At 64.4% G+C, this 19,500-nt stretch carries 14 protein-coding genes; 5 read left to right on the top strand and 9 right to left on the bottom strand.

The genetic code is table 11. From position 1 onward, the window contains the following. Positions 1–14: 14 nt before the first annotated feature. The 4 genes from PCC79_RS10325 to PCC79_RS10310 are packed head-to-tail and all read left to right on the top strand — an operon-like array spanning position 15 to position 1,808. Positions 15–152 (top strand): hypothetical protein, encoded by a 138-nt coding sequence (locus PCC79_RS10325; RefSeq protein ID WP_232547610.1) that lies wholly within the window; start codon positions 15–17, stop codon positions 150–152. After that, entirely contained in the window at positions 149–793 is a 645-nt protein-coding gene (nadD, locus tag PCC79_RS10320) for a nicotinate-nucleotide adenylyltransferase (RefSeq protein WP_332836141.1), read from the top strand. The genes PCC79_RS10325 and nadD overlap by 4 nt, the downstream gene beginning before the upstream one ends. Before the next feature lie 16 nt (positions 794–809). After that, a complete protein-coding gene (gene rsfS, locus PCC79_RS10315) occupies positions 810–1,181 on the top strand; it encodes a ribosome silencing factor (protein ID WP_232547611.1) in 372 nt (123 codons plus the stop codon). Between the two features lie 3 nt (positions 1,182–1,184). Further along, positions 1,185–1,808, top strand: coding sequence for a histidine phosphatase family protein (locus PCC79_RS10310; RefSeq protein ID WP_342371776.1), 624 nt, complete (start codon positions 1,185–1,187; stop codon positions 1,806–1,808). Here PCC79_RS10310 and PCC79_RS10305 read toward each other — a convergent pair. Next, a complete protein-coding gene (locus PCC79_RS10305; RefSeq protein WP_342371775.1) occupies positions 1,775–2,122 on the bottom strand; it encodes a multidrug efflux SMR transporter in 348 nt (115 codons plus the stop codon). The genes PCC79_RS10310 and PCC79_RS10305 overlap by 34 nt on opposite strands. Before the next feature lies 1 nt (position 2,123). Further along, positions 2,124–2,438, bottom strand: coding sequence for a DMT family transporter (locus tag PCC79_RS10300; RefSeq protein ID WP_342371774.1), 315 nt, complete (start codon positions 2,436–2,438; stop codon positions 2,124–2,126). Positions 2,439–2,705: 267 nt separating this feature from the next. Here PCC79_RS10300 and PCC79_RS10295 point away from each other — a divergent pair, with 267 nt between their 5' ends. Continuing rightward, entirely contained in the window at positions 2,706–3,494 is a 789-nt protein-coding gene (locus PCC79_RS10295; RefSeq protein ID WP_342371773.1) for a hypothetical protein, read from the top strand. A 24-nt stretch (positions 3,495–3,518) separates the two neighbouring features. On the opposite strand, the gene PCC79_RS10290 is transcribed toward PCC79_RS10295, so the two are convergent. The 7 genes from PCC79_RS10290 to drmD all read right to left on the bottom strand — a co-directional run bounded on the left by PCC79_RS10290 (position 3,519) and on the right by drmD (position 19,500). Further along, entirely contained in the window at positions 3,519–4,340 is an 822-nt protein-coding gene (locus PCC79_RS10290; RefSeq protein WP_342371772.1) for an MBL fold metallo-hydrolase, read from the bottom strand. Between the two features lie 69 nt (positions 4,341–4,409). Further along, positions 4,410–5,267, bottom strand: coding sequence for an aldo/keto reductase (locus PCC79_RS10285; RefSeq protein WP_342371771.1), 858 nt, complete (start codon positions 5,265–5,267; stop codon positions 4,410–4,412). A 506-nt stretch (positions 5,268–5,773) separates the two neighbouring features. Continuing rightward, complete coding sequence (gene drmC / locus PCC79_RS10280; RefSeq protein ID WP_342371770.1) at positions 5,774–6,553, bottom strand: DISARM system phospholipase D-like protein DrmC; 780 nt, start codon at positions 6,551–6,553, stop codon at positions 5,774–5,776. A 1-nt stretch (position 6,554) separates the two neighbouring features. Continuing rightward, the gene (locus tag PCC79_RS10275) at positions 6,555–8,393 is read right to left on the bottom strand and encodes a DUF1998 domain-containing protein (RefSeq protein WP_342371769.1); all 1,839 of its coding nucleotides are present in this window, start codon (positions 8,391–8,393) and stop codon (positions 6,555–6,557) included. Next, on the bottom strand, positions 8,390–12,274 hold the full coding sequence (gene drmA, locus PCC79_RS10270) for a DISARM system helicase DrmA (RefSeq protein ID WP_342371768.1): 3,885 nt from the start codon (positions 12,272–12,274) through the stop codon (positions 8,390–8,392). The genes PCC79_RS10275 and drmA overlap by 4 nt, the downstream gene beginning before the upstream one ends. 10 nt (positions 12,275–12,284) lie before the next feature. Further along, positions 12,285–16,343, bottom strand: coding sequence for an Eco57I restriction-modification methylase domain-containing protein (locus tag PCC79_RS10265; RefSeq protein ID WP_342371767.1), 4,059 nt, complete (start codon positions 16,341–16,343; stop codon positions 12,285–12,287). Positions 16,344–16,347: 4 nt separating this feature from the next. Then, positions 16,348–19,500 (bottom strand): DISARM system SNF2-like helicase DrmD, encoded by a 3,153-nt coding sequence (gene drmD / locus PCC79_RS10260; protein ID WP_342373617.1) that lies wholly within the window; start codon positions 19,498–19,500, stop codon positions 16,348–16,350.

Here is a 19,500-nt window from a genome sequence, read left to right as displayed (position 1 = left end):
GTATGCTCCCGCGCATGACGCTGCTGGAGACTGCGGCCCACGCGGCCGACCACACCGAGCCGATCATCATCGCGCTCGTCGCGTTCGGCATCCTGCTGACGCTGATGGCCATCACGGTCGGGTACGGCTCCGGGCGCCCGCACACCCAGTGAGCCCCCGCCTCGCTGCGGGCGAGCACCAGGGCCGGTGGCGCCTCGGCGTCATGGGCGGCACGTTCGACCCCATCCATCACGGCCACCTGGTGGCGGCCTCCGAGGTCGGGGCGCGGTTCGACCTCGACGAAGTGGTGTTCGTGCCCACCGGGCGGCCATGGCAGAAGGCCGACAAGCAGGTCTCCGAGGCGGAGGACCGCTACCTGATGACGGTCATCGCGACCGCCTCGAACCCCCGGTTCTCCGTGAGCCGGGTCGACATCGACCGGCCCGGCGACACCTACACCGTCGACACGCTGCGCGACCTGCGCCGGCTGCGCGGGCCGGAGACGTCGCTGTTCTTCATCACGGGTGCGGACGCCCTCAGCCAGATCCTCACGTGGCGGGGGAGCGAGGAACTGTTCGACCTGGCCCACTTCGTCGGGGTCTCCCGCCCCGGCGTCGACCTGGACCAGCGGGACATCTCCCACCTGCCGGCCGACAAGGTGACGCTGCTCGAGATTCCCGCCATGGCCATCAGCTCCACCGCGTGCCGGGAGCGGCAGGCGTCCGGGCTGCCCCTGTGGTACCTCGTGCCGGACGGTATCGTTCAGTACATCACCAAGCGCGGGCTGTACCGCGACGCGGTGTCCCACCCGTAGATCCACAAGGAGTTCCATGGCGGCGACCGACGAGGCCCTCCAGCTCACCCGACGTGCCGCGCAGGCGGCGGCGGACAAGTTGGCGACCGACATCGTGGCCTTCGACGTCACCGACCGGCTGGCGATCACCGACGTCTTCCTGATCGCGACGGCGAGCAACGAGCGCCAGGTCGGTGCCGTCGTGGACGGTGTCGAGGAGGCGCTGTTCCGGGCCGGCACCAAGGCGATCCGGCGCGAGGGCGCGCTGGAGGGCCGGTGGGTGCTGCTCGACTTCGGCGACGTCATCGTCCACGTCCAGCACGCCGAGGAGCGCGAGCTGTACTCCCTCGAGCGGCTGTGGCGTGACTGCCCGGCGATCGCGCTCGAGCTGGACGCCGCGCCCGCCTGACTCGTGGACGCCGCGCCCACCCGTCTCGTGCTCGTCCGGCACGGGCAGACCGATTCCAACGCCGCCGGGCGGTTCCAGGGGCATCAGGACATTCCGCTCAACCGGGTGGGTCGGTCCCAGGCCGAGGCGATGGCGTCGCGCGTCGCCGCTCTGCGGCCCGCCCGCATCGTGGCCTCCGACCTCGGGCGAGCCCAGCAGACGGCCAGGGCCGTCGCGGCGGCGTCCGGCGTGGAGGTCACGACCGACCCGCGGCTGCGGGAGATCGATGTCGGCACCTGGTCGGGCCGCACGATCGCCGAGATCGCCGCGGCGCACCCGTGGTTCCACGACAAGCTGGCCGCTGGGGAGGACTTCCGGCGATCGGACGAGGGAGAGACCGCGACGGAGGCGGGGGAACGGGTCGCTGGCGTCCTCACCGAGCTGGCGCACGCACACCCGGGCGAGACCACCGTGGTGGTCGGCCACGGGCTCAGCCTGCGCGTGGGGCTGGCCCTGGCCACGGGGCTGAGGTTCGCCGGTTCGTTCGCGCTGGCCGGGCTGTGGAACTGCTCGTGGACGATCGTGGAGCCGGGTGACCGTTGGCGGATCGTGACCTACAACGCGGTGGCCTCGTCGCGGGAGTCGTGACCGGCCAGGAACTTGAGCCCGATCACCGCCCCGACGATGCCGGCGATGAAGGCGATGCGGAGGGGGTCGGCGGGTTCGGCTCCGGTGACCATCGCCCAGGTGACGGTCAGCGCGGCCCCTACGCCGGTCCAGACCGCATAGGCCGTGCCCACGCCGATGTGCCGCAGTGACCAGGCGAGACCGAGCATGCTCAGCGTCACGAAGACGGCGAACACGGCGGTCGGCGCCGGGCGGCTGAACCCGTCGGACGCCCCCAGCGCGGTGGCCCACACCGCCTCGCACACGGCGCTGAGCAGCAGCACGAGCCACGGCAATTCAACTCACCACCTTGAGCCCGACCACGCAGCCGACCAGCAGGCCCAGCAGCAGGACGCGCGCGAGCGTCAGGCGTTCGAGGCCCTGCGCCACACCGACGAGCACGGTGAGGGTGGCGCCGATCCCGACCCAGACGGCGTACGCCGTGCCGGTGGGGATCTCGCGCATGGCATACGCGAGGCCCGCCATGGAGAGCGTCATCGCCCCGAGGAAGAGCAGGGTCGGACGCCGCCGCGTCAGCCCACGCGAGGCCGAGAGCGCCACCGCCCAGACGGCTTCCAGCGCCCCGGAGGCGATGAGGACGAGCCAGCCCATGGAGCCCCTTCGCTTCGGTGGTGGTGGGGGCGCGCGCTCCCGGCGCGTCCGGCCCGACGCTAGCACGCGCCTCCGGCCTCGCTCACCGCGGCGCCCAATGATGAAAAAGGAGGGCGCGTGCAGGCGGGTCCGGAGGTGGCAACCGGGTTTCCACAAGGTGAACAACGGGTGAACGCTGTCGTAGGGTGGGGGTCGGACGCCCCCGACGTCAACGGCCCGGCCGGTGGCGATCGTCCTCGATCACGACCTCCCGTCGAAGGACTCCTCATGCCCGAGCAGCGTCGCCACCGCACCCCGTTCCCCACCGCAACCTCCATCGCCGCCCCCGGCCCGACGCGTGCAGCGATGCCGCGCCTGGCCCTGAGCCGCCCCACCGATCGCTTCGTGCTGCTGCTGGGGGCCCTGGTTTTGGCGGATCTCGTGTTCCTCGCCATCCACGTGGCCCAGGAGACCGTCCCCGGCGTCGACGACATCATGTTCAACCTGAGTGAGGACCGGAGTCACGCCGAGTTCTTCAACTACATCAAGTACGTCTGGCTGGGGGCGGCCATGCTCGGCTGCACCTGGCTCACCCGTTCGCTGCGGTACCTGCCCTGGGCGGTGCTGTTCGGCTACTTCCTGCTCGACGACGCGTTCGGCGTCCACGAGAAGATGGGCACGGCCCTCACCGACGGGCTGGGCCTGCCCGACGTGCTGGGGCTCCGTGGCCAGGACTTGGGCGAGCTGCTGTTCGTCGCGCTCGCCGGGCTCGTCGTGGTGGGTGGCCTCGTGCTGGCGTGGCGGGGCGCCCCGGCGCACTGGCGGGCGGTGTCGCGCGAGTTCGCGATCCTGATCGTCGCCCTCGGCGTCGTCGGTGTGGGCTTCGATCTGGTGCACGCGATGGCCGACGGGCTCGGGCTGACCGGCTCGGCGGCCGTCTTCGGCACGTTGGAGGACTTCGGCGAGATGGTCGTCGTCAGTCTCATGGCGTGGCGCGGCTTCGAGGCGCTCGAAGACCTGCGGCGTCCGGTGAACGGGGTCGCGTCCCTGCCCGCCCGCGCGCTCGTGGACGCCTGAGCCCCACGCGGAGGGGGCGGCTGCTCAGCGGCGCGTGAGGCGGAACGGTTCGCCGGGTGCCAGCACCTGCATGCGGTCCTCGTTGACGACGCGGCCCTGTAGCGATGCTGGGTCGCCGTTGAAGGGTGACCATGTGGGCGCGTCCACCGACCCCCAGTGGTGCAGCAGGAGCGGCACGTCGGGGTAGGCGTTGGCCATCTCGACGGCGCCGGCCAGCGTGAAGTGAAAGCTCGAGTCGGAGAAGTCGAACAACAGTGCGTCCGGTGCGGGCATCGTCAGATGGTGCTCGCGAATGAGGCGTGAGTCGCCCGGAGCCCACAGGTTGCCATCGGGAGTCTCGATCCAGAACCCGCAGCAGTCCTCGGGAGCGAAGACGCGGTCGTACCTGCCGGGGAATTCGTTCTGCCACGCGTGGTCGGCCGGGGTGAGGGTGACGCGGAGGTCGCCGACGCTGAAGGTGTCACCCACGTCGTGGCCCTGGGCGGGCAGGCCCGCGTCGGTCATCAGGGATCCCACGTGGCGGGTGCCGTGGTAGGACGCCGTCACGTCGGCGACGCGTTCGGCGGTCCAGACGCTGTAGTGGTCTGCGTCGGAGTGGGTCGCGAGGAAGGCGTCGAGGTGGGGCACCTGTTCGGGGCGGATCGGGAAGTCGATCATGACGGGCATGTCGAAACCGCCGAGCAGCGCGTCGAGCATCAGGGTCGTGCCCCGGCTGTTCATCAGCCAACCGGCCATGCCCAGCCAACGCAGCTCGGTGTGGTCGGTGGGCGCGAAGGCCTCGGCGCCGACGAACTGGGTGGCTGGCGCCTTCGCCTGCGGGGGACGCGCGTCATCGGTGTCGGGCATGCGTCCATCGTGCCAGTGGGCGCAGTCGGACGCCCAGGGTCGACCGAATCAGTCGACGGCCCGTTCCTGTCACTTCCCGCTGTAGACCGGGAACGCTCTGGAGTCGCCGTAGTCCCGGGCGTGCAACCCCTCCAGCGTCGCCATGTCCTCCTCGGAGATCTCGAAGTCAACCTCCGCATTGGAGCGCATGTGCTCTGGGTTTGCGGTCTTCGGCAACGACACCGTGCCCAGCTGCGGTGTGTAGCGAATGCACAGCTGCGGCAGGGTGACGCCGTACTGCTCAGCCAGGGCCTTCACCTCGGCGTTCTCCAGGATCTCGCCGTGGGCGATCGGTGAGTACGCCTCGACGAGGATGCCCGCGTCCTCGCAGTGCGCGAGCAAGGCGCTCGGGGTGTTGCCCGCGTGCACGAGCAGTTGGTTCACGTGGGGAGTGACCGTCGCGCCGTCCAGCAAGGACTCCAGATCGGATTGCAGGAAGTTGGACACGCCGATCGCACGGATCGTGCCCGCCCGGTGTGCCTCCTCCAGGGCGCGCCACGCCTGCCGGTTGCCCTCGGCGTAGTCGCCGCCCCGGAAGTCGTTCCAGGGCTGGGGGGCGTGGATGAGCATGAGGTCGATGTGATCCAGGCCAAGCGTCCGCAGCGACTCCTCGATGGCGGCGGCCGCACCGTCGTGATCCTTGATCTCCGCGGCCAGCTTCGTGGACACGAACAGCTCCTCGCGGGGGACTCCGGCGGTCCGGACGCCCTCGCCCACGCCGCGCTCGTTGCCGTAGGCCTGGGCGGTGTCGATGTTGCGATAGCCGATGTCGATCGCGGCGCGCACCGCTTCGGCGGCCCGGTCGTCGTCGATGAACCAGGTGCCCAGCCCCAGCTTGGGGATCTTCACACCGTTGCCCAGGGTGTAGGTCTCGTCCAGGATGCTCATGCGGTTTCTCCTCAGCGGTCGACGCTCGTGCTGCCACGCTAGGTCGTTCCCGCGCTCGGTGGCAGACCCTGCTGGTACCCCCCCGGCATCCGCCGCAGTCCCCATCGGAGGTCGCGTGGGTGGGCCCTGCGACGATGAGGAGCCCCGAGAACACACTCGCCCCCAACCCGCTAGCGCGTGTTGGGGGCTCAGCTCGTCACTGACGGTGGGAGCAATGGAGCGCTGCAGGAACAGGCGACCACGGGTCGAGAGGCTGGTTTCCGCGTGGAATCAGGGCACTCGCGGGAACGCGGACCCCGAGGGCAAGACCGATGACCCGCTGATCGGCGCGTCGGCGGAACCAAAGAAACGACCTCGAACACGGCTCACGGACGAGGAAGTGGACGCTATGCGAACAGCGCGAGCGCAAGGGGTGAGCGTGAAGGCACTGGCAGAACGGTACGGTATCCACCGTGGCACGGTTTGGGCGAAGACACGTAGCCAGCAAGTCTTGCCGATGGAGACGATCACCCGATGACGGGCTCCAGCACCTTGGTCGCGATCAACGCTTCAAGGTGACTGTGGAGCTCTTCGGGGAGGTTGCCCCCTTTGACTAGAACGCCGAGTTCCATGTTGCGCTCCATCGCAGCGGAGGTGAGATTCGCGCTGGTGATGAACGCGATCTGGCCGTCCGCGACAGCGCATTTCGCGTGAACCACACCTGGATACTGGCCGCCGGCGCCCTTGTCGTGCGCTGACCACGCGAAGAGCCGCGCCGAAGGAACGGCCTTTCGCATCGCCGCAGCCGAGTCATGGTCGACCTTGCCACCGTGCGCGGACGACGACTCCAGTAGGACGTCGATCTGAACGCCCCGCGCCACCGCATCAGCGAGCGCTCCTCCGATCGAGTTCACCTGGTAGGCGACGAAGCTGACGATGAAGAGGCGTCGTTGCGCAGCATTGATGACCTCCATCAGCACCTGTTCGGTGTGCCGGATGGGTACCTGCCCCGAAGCCGGTCCCGTCCACGTCAGCTCGACTGAGCCGCGGCGCTCCTGCTCAATGGCGGTGGCTGATGCTCCGCGCAGGGCGGTGGCGACATCCCTGGGCGTCATCAAGTCTGTGTCGTGCCATGCCTGGCCGAACCTAGCAATTAGATGCCTATCTGCGTTGGGGCCGAAGGACGGGCGAACAAGCGCGAACTGTTCGACCGACCCGAGGCCCTCAATCTTCGACGCGACCACGCGAACGCGATCAGGATGGAGCTCAAGCCCCAACTCCGCAATGACGGCGAGCAACTCGTCCATGTCAGGCACCATGCTCGCGGAACAGAGACGCCTCGCTGTCCTTGAGAGTTGCGATCACAAGTGCTCGGTCCAGATAGCGGTTGCCGCGCTCACAAGAGGTCTCGGAGACGAACGTGCACGAGTGGCATGCGGCGGCATGCAGTGAACGATCCTTACTCGGATCATGCTCGGCGCACAGAGGGTCGGACGAGCAGATCGAGGCGCGTTCGAGCGCTTGGTCGAGCAGCCTCCCGAGGAATTCCGGCTTGCCGAGGTCAATCAAGCCGCCGAGAGTGCCGTCCGAGTCAGCGGCAGCGGTGTAGAGGAGGATGCCTGCCATTGGTGCCTGGGGATCGGAACTCGCGTAGACCCGCTCTCTGATGCTGGCGGCGTTGTATCCACACTCAAGCGCCAGCTCACGAATGAGGAGGTGGGCGATCGTGTGAAGCATCGTGTAGCGACTCGGAGGGAACCCAGCATCCGGCTTCAGGTGACGTGCGTTGCGCCAGCCCTGATGACCGGCAAACAACGTCTTGTCGCGCTCGGCGACGTGTGCGTCGTTCTCCCATGACTGGATGACCGACTCGTTGAACTCGATGAAGATGCCTTCGCCGTGGACCTCATTGGCTGGGACCCACTCGGTCGTGCCTCGGGTGAGGTCAGCCATCGGGGGGCGTTCGTCAGGATCGCTGGTCTCCTCGGGTGCTTCGACTCTGGTGTATCCGACAAGGGCGTTCACCTCGCGGAGTCGTTCGAGTAGAAGCACGCGCTTGACCTCGCGCTCGTATCCGGTCGGGGCCGCCACGCCTGTGCTCATGAAGTGTGGCCAGTCGCTCGGCGGGTTCTGCGAGGTCAGCACCTCCCACTCGGGCCCCTTGATGTCGCCTTCTGAGACGACCTCGATCGCCTTGCCTGAACTCCGGTGCTGGATCGCTTGCCAAATGCTCGGAATGTCCCACTTGTCGATACCTGGCAAAGCGCTGGTGCGGACAAGGGTCTTCACGATGCCTTTGAGCTCGACCTCGTCTTCGACATCGGCAAAGTGCTCCCATCCGTCGAGAACCAACTGGCTGAGCTGGTTCTTCTCCAGCGGGATCGCCAGAACTGAGAGGGTGACGGGGAACCAGCTGTTGGTGGCACCCAGCAGGATCGTGCGCGGCTCTTGTGTGCAATCTTCGTACGAGTCGAGGTGCGGATGGCGTCCTCGGCACCCTGGCAGGTTGTCGGCAGCGTCCTTGCCGAAGGCGTGAACGAGCGAGCGTGCGTTGCCACAGGTGTCGCACTTAACCCACAGGTTCTCGGTCTGGAGAGATGCCCCGCGCTCGAAAAACCGGAACGTGCCCTTGCAGTCGGTGCCGCCGTGAATGAACCAGTTCCAGGGGAAGTCGTCCAGGTGACCGGTGCGGCAGGCGAGGAGGAAGCGGGCCGGAACTGCGTCGGCGTGCTTGCCCTTGTCGCAGTTCGTGTGTAGGAAGTGTGTTCGTTCAGGACGATACGGGAAGCTCTTGATATCGAAGAGTCCCGAGTCGTACTCAGCGAGAAGTCCGCACTTGATGCAGCGCAGCCATCGTGGGAACGGGCTGACCGGCACTCCGACGCGACCCTCTGCTGAGAAGGGGTCGGGACGGTCCTCCTTGAGGAACGGCGGGATACGCAGCCGCTGCACTTGAGGGCCAAGGACGCGCTTGACCTCGGCCAGAAGCCGAGCCTCTTCGACGGGAGGGCAACGGTTCGGGTCCCACTTGTTCAGCCCCATCGTCACGACCGACAGGTTCGGTAGATCGACAATCGAGCCTGGCCCGTATGCCCAGAGCAGCTGGCTCGGACGCACCTGACCGACGACGTAGCTGTTCGTGCTCATTGGGCATCTCCGTCCGTCGCCTGCGGACGTGGCTTCCACGGCGGAGCCTCAGCAGTCCGTCTGGCAGCGTCCATGACGAGTTGCACGCCGGGCTCGACCTCGCGCATCGACATAGGCACGGTGAACTCATCCCAGGCTTGGGCGCCAGGCTTCTTCAGCAACGCGACGACATCCCCTTGTCCTCGCTCGGTCTCGTATCCGAGCCGCCGCCCTCCCATCGCCGACTCTTTCGCCCAACGGTCGGTGCGATCTCGCGCCATGCCTACGACAAGGTCTCGCGCAGCCTTGTCTTTCGCCTTCCAGGCCCGTTCGGAGACGGCCTTGATCGCCTGGGTCGCTTCTGGACCGGCAGTCTTCTCCATCGCCTGGGCGCCTAGATTCGGGTTCAGGCCGTCGTTGCTCAGGCGCATCAGGCTGACCATCGTTCCAGTGAGGGCTCGGTCGAGCGCTCGCGGCGCGAACGGTGTCACTGACTGGGCTTCGACGTGCTTGTAGAACGTCGAGTGGTAGTGCTCGAAGGTCTCGTAGTGTGAAAGGTCGCGTGGTCGGCTCCACGTCAGCACGGTCACCACGAGGCCCGGGAAGGCGCGACCGACGCGGCTCGTTGCTTGGATGTACTCAGCCGTGTTCTTGGGCTGTCCGTTTACCACCATGAGACCAAGGCGGTTCACGTCGACACCGACCGAGAGCATGTTCGTCGCCAGAACAATGTCGTACGCTGTCGCCTCGCCCGTCTCCCACTTCTCCTTGAAGGGGAGCTCCAGGCGGTCAAGCTTCTGAGGAATCTCCTTGTTAGTGACACGCGAAGTGAGTTCATCGACCTGGTTCACCGAGCGCTGGGTCAAGCCAGGGCGACTCACGTCACTCATCTCCACGCGATAGGCACGAGTCTGCACGTCGTCCTCGGCGAGTCGCCTCATGCCGCCAAGTTCGCGCAGCGAGTTGAAGTAGCCAACGAGCGTCATGTAGGGGTCCGCGGCGGCGCCGAAGTCCTGGAAGAGGGTTTTCGCCGCAGTGAGCAGCGCCACGTATACCCGGATGAGCACCGCAGGGCGAGAACTACCGGGCGAGCAGATACCGAGATAGAGCCTTCCTGGCCTGTCCTCGGTAGAACGTTGGACAGAGAAGAAGTTGTCTTCGACGTCTAGCCCGTGCGGCGGGAAGATCGCCACCTGACGTAGGAACACGTTGTTCACCTGTTCCTCGGCCTTGCGGACGGTTGCGGTAGAAGCGATGACCTTCGGTCTGACCTTCTTGTCACCCAACGTCCATGTGGAGAGCTCGTCGACGGCCGTTTCATAGACGCCGACCATCGTCCCGAGTGGCCCGCTGATGAGGTGGAACTCGTCTTGGATGATGAGGTCGGGTGGCCGAAGCGGGGAGATGACCTTCACTCGCGTGGCAGGCTTGCCTCGTTCAGCCCTGTGGTTGCCCTGGCACGGACTGCCGGGCCACAGCAGGCCATGACGCGGGCACTCCAGAGTGGCTGCGCCGAACAGTGTACGAGTCTCGCCACGCCATGCCATCATGGCGAACTTGTCAACGGTGGCGATGAGCATCGTCGGAGGACGGCGATAGATTTCCTCGTCCACGACAACCACTGGCAGACCCAGCTCCGGGTACTGGGCCTTTGAGAACTCGCACCGTCCATACTTGTCGCTGCAATAGATGAAGGTTCGGGCTGCGCCGGGGTACTTCTCGACGGTGATGTCACGGCCAGGATTGATTGCGGAGCCGCACCAGGGGCAACTCGTCAACTGGGCGGGCGTTGATCCAGTGTCGCGCCTGTTGTCTCGCTCCTTCTCGATGGCGTCGTGGCTGTCCTCTGTGCGGTTCGGAGTGACGCTTCCGCCGACCCAGAGCCCGAGGGTGAACGGATCAGTTCCCCAGACGTCCGGGGCTTGCTTGCGGAGCAGCTCCATAGCGCAGATCAACGTCGAGGCACGTTGGAACTGCTGCAAGGTGAGCAAACGAAGGGTATACCGCATGATGACGGCGAGGCCTCGGCCGGCATCTACTCCGCCGAGCGTGCCTTGGAGCCGGCGAATCGACATCGCGAAAGCGGCCACGCCGAGGTACGCCTCCGTCTTCCCGCCACCGGTCGGGAACCAGAGGAGGTCGGCGTAGGCAGCCAACGGCTCCGTCCGGTCCGAGTGCGTCGGGTCGGCCAAAGCCGGTACGGACAGAAGCAGAAAGGCAAGCTGGAATGGATGCCAGGTGCGGTTCGCAGGGGTGTTCAGTTCGTCCACCGTCACGGCTTCGCCCTGTCGGCGTTTGCGGGCGTAGATGCTCCGTACACGCTGCTGGGCCATCGCTCGGTTGGCAAACCGGAACGCAGACATCGCGTCCTCGTTGCTGCGGAGCGTTGAGATGCCTTCTTTGAGCCGCGCGAGAACCAGATCGCAACGTGCCAGCGCGTCAGCCGCCTGGACGTCGTAGCCCTCGACCGTAACCCCGATCACAGCGCGGCTCTCCTCAATCCAGTCCTCGTAGTCGCCCGTGAGAACGGTCAGGGCCGCGAGCAACTCCTCGTCGGTGAGCTCCGCTGGATCGGCCAGCTTCTCCATGTCGAGCAACCCTTGTGCACGCAGGGCGCGGAGCGCAGCGCGATCGGCTGGGTCAGCCCCCGGCGCCTCTGTGATCTGGATTTCCTCGTCAGGGATGACGGCGGTTCGTATCTCAGCCGCCAACCCGGGATTCGCGGGGTCGACGGCCGCGTGCACCGAGATGCCGTGCCCGGTCGCAAACTCAACGCGCCTGCGATAGATCATTTCCAAGGACAGACGTTCCTCATCGTGCTGTTCCACCTGGAGCAGCGGACGGCGACGGAAGATCGAGCTCCCTGCGGCATCACGGACGACGATCTCCGGCTGAAACACCCACGCTTGGTCGCGGTTCTGCCGAGGCTCAGTCTGCCCGTTGACCAAGAACAGAGTGACCAGACGATCGCCTTGCCCAAGCGGCTGGCTCACGCTCCCTTGGAGCCGAACCTCCGGCACCGCATCATCCACCGTCGTCGGCGCCAACGGCCCTTCGGAGAGCGCCAGGGTGATCGTTCCGCCCGCAGGCAGACGCTTCCAGCAGCGCTTGCCCGTGTCTTCGGTCTTGGCTCGAACGTAGCGTCCCCACGAGACAGTGACCTCGACGGCCGCTTGGTCGTCTGCGACGCAGAAGGTGAGGCCCATCGACGATGGCACGAGCGATTGGCTCTCGGAAGGATTGACTTCCGGCTCGTCCTCTTCCTCGGCAGGACTCGTTGCCGGTACGGCATCGCGGCTTATGTGGGCCTCGTTGCCGTACACCCGCAGGTCATCGGGAGTGTCGCCGTCAGGTACGTCCTCTTCGGCGAGCTCCGTCGTGGTCGGCGCGTCATGCGATGGGTCGAGCGGAGCCAGCTTGCCAACGAGGTACCGATCTCGGACACTCATACCCACGATCTCTTCGTGTGGGCCATTGGCGGGGCCAAGTAGGTCGTCTACAACAGCAAAGCGGAGGAGGTCGCGGACGTACGCCTGCTCATCCTTTGACGTGCCCGCCAGCCTCGGCAGAGCGTCGAAGCTCTCACCGGTCAACCTGATAACAGTACTGTCGAAGACACCCCACTCGACGCGAGCTACGGCAGCCGAAGAGACCGCAGTAAGACCCAAATCATCAAGCGCCGCGGGCTCGGCGGCAACTGCGATAGCGTCGAGATAGAGAGTGACTTCACCGACCGCCTCTCTGAGGCGATAGACACGACCCACGGCAAAGACGGAGCCTTCGGAGACAAGGAGGAGCCCGTCGCCTTCCTGGACGGCGGCTGCACCAACTGCCGCCTCAAGCGTGACGGTGAACCTGTCACGTTGGCCTGATCCGACCACTACGGCCCAAGCGTTTTGCATCGCTCTCTTCCTATTCTTCCGCAATCAGTTCGTCGCGAAGCAACGTGAGTTCAGGATCCGGAAGCTTCCTTCGCCTCCCGGGCTTCTGTGCTCTAGTTGCCTGCTCCGCCGTGTGTCGCTCATGATTCAGCGTCGACAGACGGCGTAGGACCTCAATTCGGGCGCGTGGAGACATCGTGAAACGCACACGGTCCTTCGGCGGCAAGTAGTCCATTTCGTGGAAGCCGTGCTTTAGATCAAGATCGGTCCATCCATATGCCGCGAGTACCTCCCGATCCATTTCTCGGATGAGGTTGCGGAACGCGTCGAAGTCGCCTTCTTGACTAGCCGGATCATGCACCCTGTTGTAGAAGTCGGTGAGACCAATACTCCTGCGCGATAGATGTTCCTCGCGAAGCTCGTGGTAGCGGTGTCCGAGATCGTTGAGTTCTTCTAGTGCGCCAGCATGGGGCATTGGCCAAGTTTCGAGCGATGCCGACGTGGAGTAGCTCAGTGTTGCAGCACCTAGAGTCGCAGAAGTCCAGAACGCCCACTCCTGATGGAGGCTGGACTGTAGTACCGCGAAGTCTTCCCATTCATGAAGGAAGTAGAGCTTCGTGCGCTTATTGAAGATACTCCCGGTCGAAACACGCCTAAAGGTCAAGTACTTCGTCGCGGTGCCGGAGGCCAACAGACTGTCATGGCTCTCCATCTCCGCCATCAGCGGCTTCCGGAGGTCCCAGAACTTCCAGAAGTCCTTCTGATGGATCTGACCGGTGAGCTGCGCTCGATACGGCTTGACCAGCTCCTCGACCTGAGCGAAGGCGGCGGCATACCTCCGGGCAACGCTCTCCGGCCAGTCGCGGAAGTAGATGACCCATCGATAAGGCACCAGCTCAGGAAGCTGGTTCAAGTCTTGCCCGGTGAACAATGGGAATACGACCTCAGAGCAGGTTGGATCGTCGCTCAAGAGCTTTTCGCGATCCTCAGCTGTCAGCTCGAAACCGCGGCCCATCACATTCTGACCCTCGGAGAACCGCCCCTTCAGCTCAAGCAATCTCAATGGTCGCTGAATCTCGAAGTCTTCCTCGAGCGCGCTGGTGATGGATGGCACCGCCCGTCCGTTGAGGACGGTTTCACCATTCCAGGTACCATTTCTTATCCAGATGACAGAGACGACGACTGAGGCTTTGCCGGGCCATACGAGTCGGGACGTCGCCTGACGAATGGTGCTGCCTCCCCGGGTGATCTGGTCAAGACACACCACGCGAGAACCTGTCTCCGTGAGCGACTTGGTCGCCAAGAATCCCAACTCGCCATTTGGCTTCAAGAGTGTCTTTGCGCGAAGGAAAAAATAGGCGCACAGGTCTGGCGATCCCTTCACATAGTTCCGGACATGGCCCAGGTACCGCGTGTACGCCTCCCCGAGGCTCCTGCCGATCTTCCGACCTCCTGAGAATGGAGGATTGCCGACTATCGCATCGAACCCACCGTCGAGGAACACCTCTGGGAATTCAAGTGGCCAGTGGAACGGCCGCCTATTGGAGCCGCCATTTGGGAGATCGACATCAAGTCCGGTCCGCGTCCGTTGAGTCAGCGATTCCTGCTCCGCCATGTTGCCCTTCAAGACATGCGCCGCTCTTAGCGCAAGAGAGTCACTCACGCCGGCGAGACTCTTGGACTGCGGGCCAAACCGCACCACTTCGGCAACAAAGGCATCAGCAATGAGGTCAACTGAGTTCAGGATATTTCGAGCCTCGTGGTTCAGCGCTGCGCGAGCCAACACATCTGTGATGTCCAGCTCACGTCCTGATCGGAGTTGAACCCGAACATCACGTGCGCGCTGCACGGCCTCGGCTACACCGTCATCTAAGAGTCCCGTCTGACGCTCACCAGCCACGGGATCGAGACGCATCTGCACGAGCTGCTCGGCGCGGTGGATTCCGAGCAAACTGTCACCGGCGCGCAGGTTGTGGTCGAGGAATCCAAACGGCTTGCCCTCGGCGAGTGTTACAAGCCAGATCGAGAGTTTGGCGAGCTCGACCGCCAATGGGTTGATGTCTATCCCATAGAGACAACGCCGAGCAATGATTCGACGTGCCACGTTGACGCGCTCGTCCGCCTGTCGTGGTAGCGGCTCTTCAGTTCCAAGTGAATCGAGCACGTCACCGTCGATCGCGATGAACTTGCCCTCGGCTTCAGCGATTGCCCATGCCTCGGTCAGCCGTTCCGACAGGTAGCGACACGCCTGAACCAGGAAGGCGCCTGACCCCATCGCCGGGTCGCATACCTTCACGTTGATGAGGTCGGCAGCTGGTTTGAGCTTCCATTCTTGCCGGGGTCTCCCCTCCGACGGCCCCAAGTAGACGACGGGCTCCAGTGCGATGTTGACAATCTGCTCTGTGAGAGAACGGGGCGTGTAATGCGTGCCGGTTTCACGCCGATCGGTGCCCGATGCGACCATAAACGACTGGGCTCGATATATGATCGACTCTCCCCAGGCATCGTTTCTGACGAGGTTGGCAAACGGCCGGATGCGATCGGCCAGGTTCCAGTCTCCATTCACGGCGCTTAGGACACTGGCGAGGACTCCGTCAGAAACCGGCTTCGTGAGCTCGTTCCGTACAGACGATCTCGTTCGCCCACTGACCTCTGCTACGCGGCGGACAACTGCGTCGCTGCTTTCGACCTGCAGGGATTCCAAAGAAGCCAAGTCGATCGTTGGATAGCGACTCTTTGCAGAGCCTTTGAGGCCAAGAGTGGTGCCAGGAACTCGGACCACGGTGTGGTCAAGTAGGCCCTCATAAACGTGTCCGATCTGTTCTACGTCCAGCGCGCGGTAGGACAGGGCGAGAGCGCCACGGGGGTGTTCCAGAACCTGTAGGGAGTTCAGGAGGAGCATAACTGTGCGATTGTCGATCGGAAGTGGCTGGGACGCCGTATCCAGCCACGAGCTCTCCGTGGCACGCCCTTCGAGGAAGGGGTACCTGTCGGGGTCGAAGAGTGATCCGCCCATGGCTGCCAGCCGCAAATCCTCGTGCTCGATTCCGGCATAGACGGCCCGCGAGGCTGACAGAACTCGTGCCCAAGCGTCGTATCTTCGCTCCAGGACCTCCTCGCCGTGCTGGTCAGCTTCTTCGGCGAGTTGTCCTCGGAGTGTTGAGATGGCGAGGTTCTGGTCGTAGACAGGGTCACCGAGTAGGAACAAGCCACGTTCCTCGGCGCACAAGATGAACACGAGGCGCATCATGACCGTGAGAGAGGCCTCGTAGAGGAGGGCGGGCGGCACATCGTCCAAGAGTTCTCGGTTGCGATCCTCGTCCGCCTTGTCGAGGGCTTGGATCAGGACCTCAGTGGCACGGCGGACCTGTTCGCCCAGCGTGTCGGTTACCTCTTCTTGGTGTTTCAGCGATTCATCGAGGAGCGCTTCGAGGGTCTCGGCGGTTGGGCCGAAGTAGCGGCGCACTCCGAGGAGAGACTGAAAGGCCTTGAGCGTGGCTGGCTCTTGGAACCAGTAGCGCGAGTGCCATGTCGTCTGCCCGGAAGGTGAGTCGGTCGGTGCGTTGAGGAGCACCCAGGACTCCCCGTTGGTGACGATTCCGACGCGCACACCGTGTGCGCGGCATAGGAGTGTCATGCGCTCAATCTCGTTGGCAATCCAGCCGTCTGCGTTGGCGGCCGAATCGAGGGGCGCTTCTGGCCGGACGACCGAGATGAACGAGCGCGGTTGGGTCGAGCCGGGGGAATGGACGATCCACGACGGAGTGAATCTTGCTGTGCCGTCAGGCGACGTGACCGACGGGAGTTCACCCGGCCATGCCGACCCAGGAGTCGCAGACTCCACGTCGAACTCAAGTAGCTCGGTGAGGACGAGGTTCACCCAGGCTTCGTGTAGCTGAGGTAGTAGATCGTCGTCTTCATCAACGGCATCTCGCCACTCGTAGTAGGCGGCCCGAAGTAGTTGCCGACGCGGTGTTTCAATCGATTCAAGACCTTGGGGAAAGGCCTGTTCGAGCACCGGCAGGGTCAGGAATGGCCCGCTTGTCTCGACGAGCGAGAGCCATTCAACTTGTTGTGACGGTACGGCCATGCGGCTACCCCCTCGCTGTCATGGACTCGGGGACGAGGAAGATGACGGCGGCTGGGAACGTCCTTGCGACCGGGTCGGCATACTGGCGCAGGATCGCGGCTTCTTCCGCTCGCCGCTCTTCTGGGATGCGGGCGAGACGCGCTTCGAGCGCCGCAATATCCCTGGTTACCTGATTCATCTCCTGTGGCGAGAGTCCGGGGAGGTACAGTTCGCTGCCTTCCTCATCGGGGCTGAGTTCCTTGGTGATCGCTCGTTCGAGCTCGCTGAGAACCGCATCAAGGTCTGCAACGTCGTGGCTCATGCGGTCGGTCAGGGTCTTGTCCAAGCTGTCGAGTCTCTCCTTCGACCTGGCCTCGACAGCCGCCATGATCGCCCGCTCATTGTTCTCGAAGCGTCGCTTGAGCACAGCGAAGAGCGCGTCGCTCGGCGCGATCGGCGTGGCGGCTTCAAGGAGTTCCTCCCGCCTTCCCACCTGATGGATGCGGGAGAAGCGATCGTGGCCAAGTTCCCCACCTGAGAGGGTCAGTTCTTCGTGGAGCCTGCGGTGGTCGCCTCCAGTGACGACCAGGCGCGACCAGAGCAACACTGCTGGTTGACTCATCAGGCTGTCGGGGACGGACCGAACGGTCACGCGGTGGAGCTTCTTGGTGTCTTCTACCTTCCAGATTTCTTCACGTAGGAGCCGTAGACACATCTGGACAAGCCGGTGTCCGAGGTGCGCCAGCACTACGTCGTCATTGCCCTTCGCTACGGCGTGGTCGAAGGTGATGGGGCGTCGTTCTCTGGTGTGCGGGTGCTCAAGCCCGTGCGTCGCCTTACCCCAGGAACCGGCGAGTTCTGGGACGGTGAAGATGGTGCCGCCAGAGCCACTCGACGGCTGTCTGGGGATCAGTGTTGGCTTTTCCGCTAGGTCGAGGGCCACCTCGACAGCTCGGGCGACGTTGGCGGGAGACATATGGAACTCGTCCTGCGCTTGCAGGAGCGTGTTGTGCAGTCGCTGAATCCGCTCGCGCAGTTGCCGTTCCGCACTAACGAATCGGCGAGCGCGTGCGGCGTGGGCCTCTGCGGAGCCGGTGTCGAATCCGGTGCGTCGTCCGAGCATGATCTCTTCGATCTGGCGGGCGATGACGGGGCCGACGCTGCCGAGGTCTTCGCGGATGGTTTCGACCTTGCTGGCGGCTCGCATCAGGTACTCGTGGTCGCCGACGATCTCGCCTGGAGTCAATGCCTTGCGGTCGTGTGTGCGACCGACAGGGTGCCAGATGAACACAGCTTCCTGCTTCTGGCCGTGCCGGTCGATGCGGCCGTTGCGCTGCTCCATGACGTTGGGATTCCAAGGAACCTCGACGTGGATGAGGTAGTTGCAGTAGTTCTGGAGGTCGATCCCTTCAGATGCAGCGTCGGTGGCCAGCAGGATGCGGACGGGCGACACTGCCGGGTCGGCTTGAAATGCTGCCTTGACGATCTCGCGTTCGTCGGGCGCAACGTCACCGTGGAGGAGGGCGAGCCGGTCGCCGCCGTAACCATGACTCGCCAGAATCTGTTGGAGCCAGGTATGCGTCGCTCGGTACTCTGTGAACAGGATGACGCGCTTGTCGTTCCACTGACCATCGTCGCTCTTGAGGTGTGATGCGATCCAGTCGAGGATCGCCGTGGCCTTGGAGTCGGCCTTGTTGCGTGACTTCTCCGCCCATGCGGTAAGGCGATCCAGCATGTCCCGCTGTTCCGGGGAGAGCGGTGCCGCAAGTTCGGTCGCCAACTCCACCGCCTCTTGTTGCGCATCTTCCAAGGCGGAGTCGTCGGCTTGGTCTTCCTCAGTTCGCAGGATGGCCTTGCGCAGAACCCGGTCGTCCATCGGGCTGCTCTTCGAGGGTCGCGGGCCTCGGCTCAAAGTCTCTCGGTGGCGGGCGAGAGTTGTCGCAAACGCCAATGGCGAGGAGAAGAGGCGCTTCTTGAGGAGTTTGTGGGCGAAGTCAGTACCGTAGGCGTACTTGCTCCCGATCACGCTCTTCGAGCGGTCGAGAATGAAACGTTGGAGCAGGGCGTGGGTCTCGCGCTCCTCATCGGTATACGCGACGGCGAGAGGAACGAGCTTCCGCACTGGGAACACCGGATTACCGTCGGCGTCGGTGATGTCGCTCTTGAGACGACGCACCATGACCCGGTGCAGCTGCTGCTCGTCGGGCAGGACAGAGCGTGCGAAGCGTTGGTCATCGAGCAGTTCGAGAAGCGACGTGAACGACGCTTGATAGCCGTTGTGTGGCGTCGCAGTCAGGAAGAGCCGATGAGTGAAGTGCGGGGCGAGCGTCCGAATCAACCTGGTCCGCTGGCTTTCCACGGCGTACTGAGTCGCAGCGGCGGGTGCAACGTTGTGCGCCTCGTCCACGATCAAGATGTCGAACTTGCGCGGGTAGAACGCCTGCGGAGGTAAGACATCTTTGAGAAGCCGTAGTCCTTCGCCGCTCTTTGCCCAGTCCATCGACGTGATGAGACGAGGGAACGACGTCCAGGGGTTCGCTTGGATGCCTCTGCTCCGGCGTAGTTGCTTCACGTAGTCGGTATCAACGATTCGGAACTCCAGCCCGAACTTCTCCTGCATCTCGGTCTGCCACTTGGCCTGGAGACTCGCAGGACAGACCACGAGCACCGTCCGCGCTCGATGCCGGACGAGGAGTTCCTGCACGACCAGGCCGGCTTCGATGGTCTTGCCCAGGCCCACGTCGTCAGCGATGAGGAGGTTCACCCTGGCCATGTCGATCGCCCTCACCAAGGGGTCGAGCTGGTAGTCCTCGATTGAGATGCCGCTTCGGAACGGTGCCTGGAGGAAGGAGCGGTTGGCGTTGGTGGCGGCGCCCCAACGCACTGCGTCGAGAAAAGCCTCCAGCCGATCGTTGGAGTCCCAACCCGTGATCGCAGGAAGCCCGGCCTTGTCCAACACTCGCGCGCCCGGCTCCAGCTCCCAGATCACCTGGAGCTCTTCGCCCAGCGCATCCTCGTCGAGCGAGGCAAGAGTGACGAGATGCTGCGGCTGCCCGCCTGGTAGCGAGCTGCCGCTTGGCGCCTCGGCAACAACCCACTGCCGTCGTCGCACTTCAACGAGTTGGCCGGGCTCGGGGACTGTCTGGTTCGGGATAGGCGTCGTGAAGGCGCTCGTCAT

The organism is Propioniciclava soli (assembly GCF_038502305.1).
GTDB classification, from domain to species: Bacteria; Actinomycetota; Actinomycetes; order Propionibacteriales; family Propionibacteriaceae; genus Propioniciclava; species Propioniciclava soli.
Note: the sequence above shows the minus strand (reverse complement) of the source record. Positions and strands in the feature narration are given on the sequence as shown.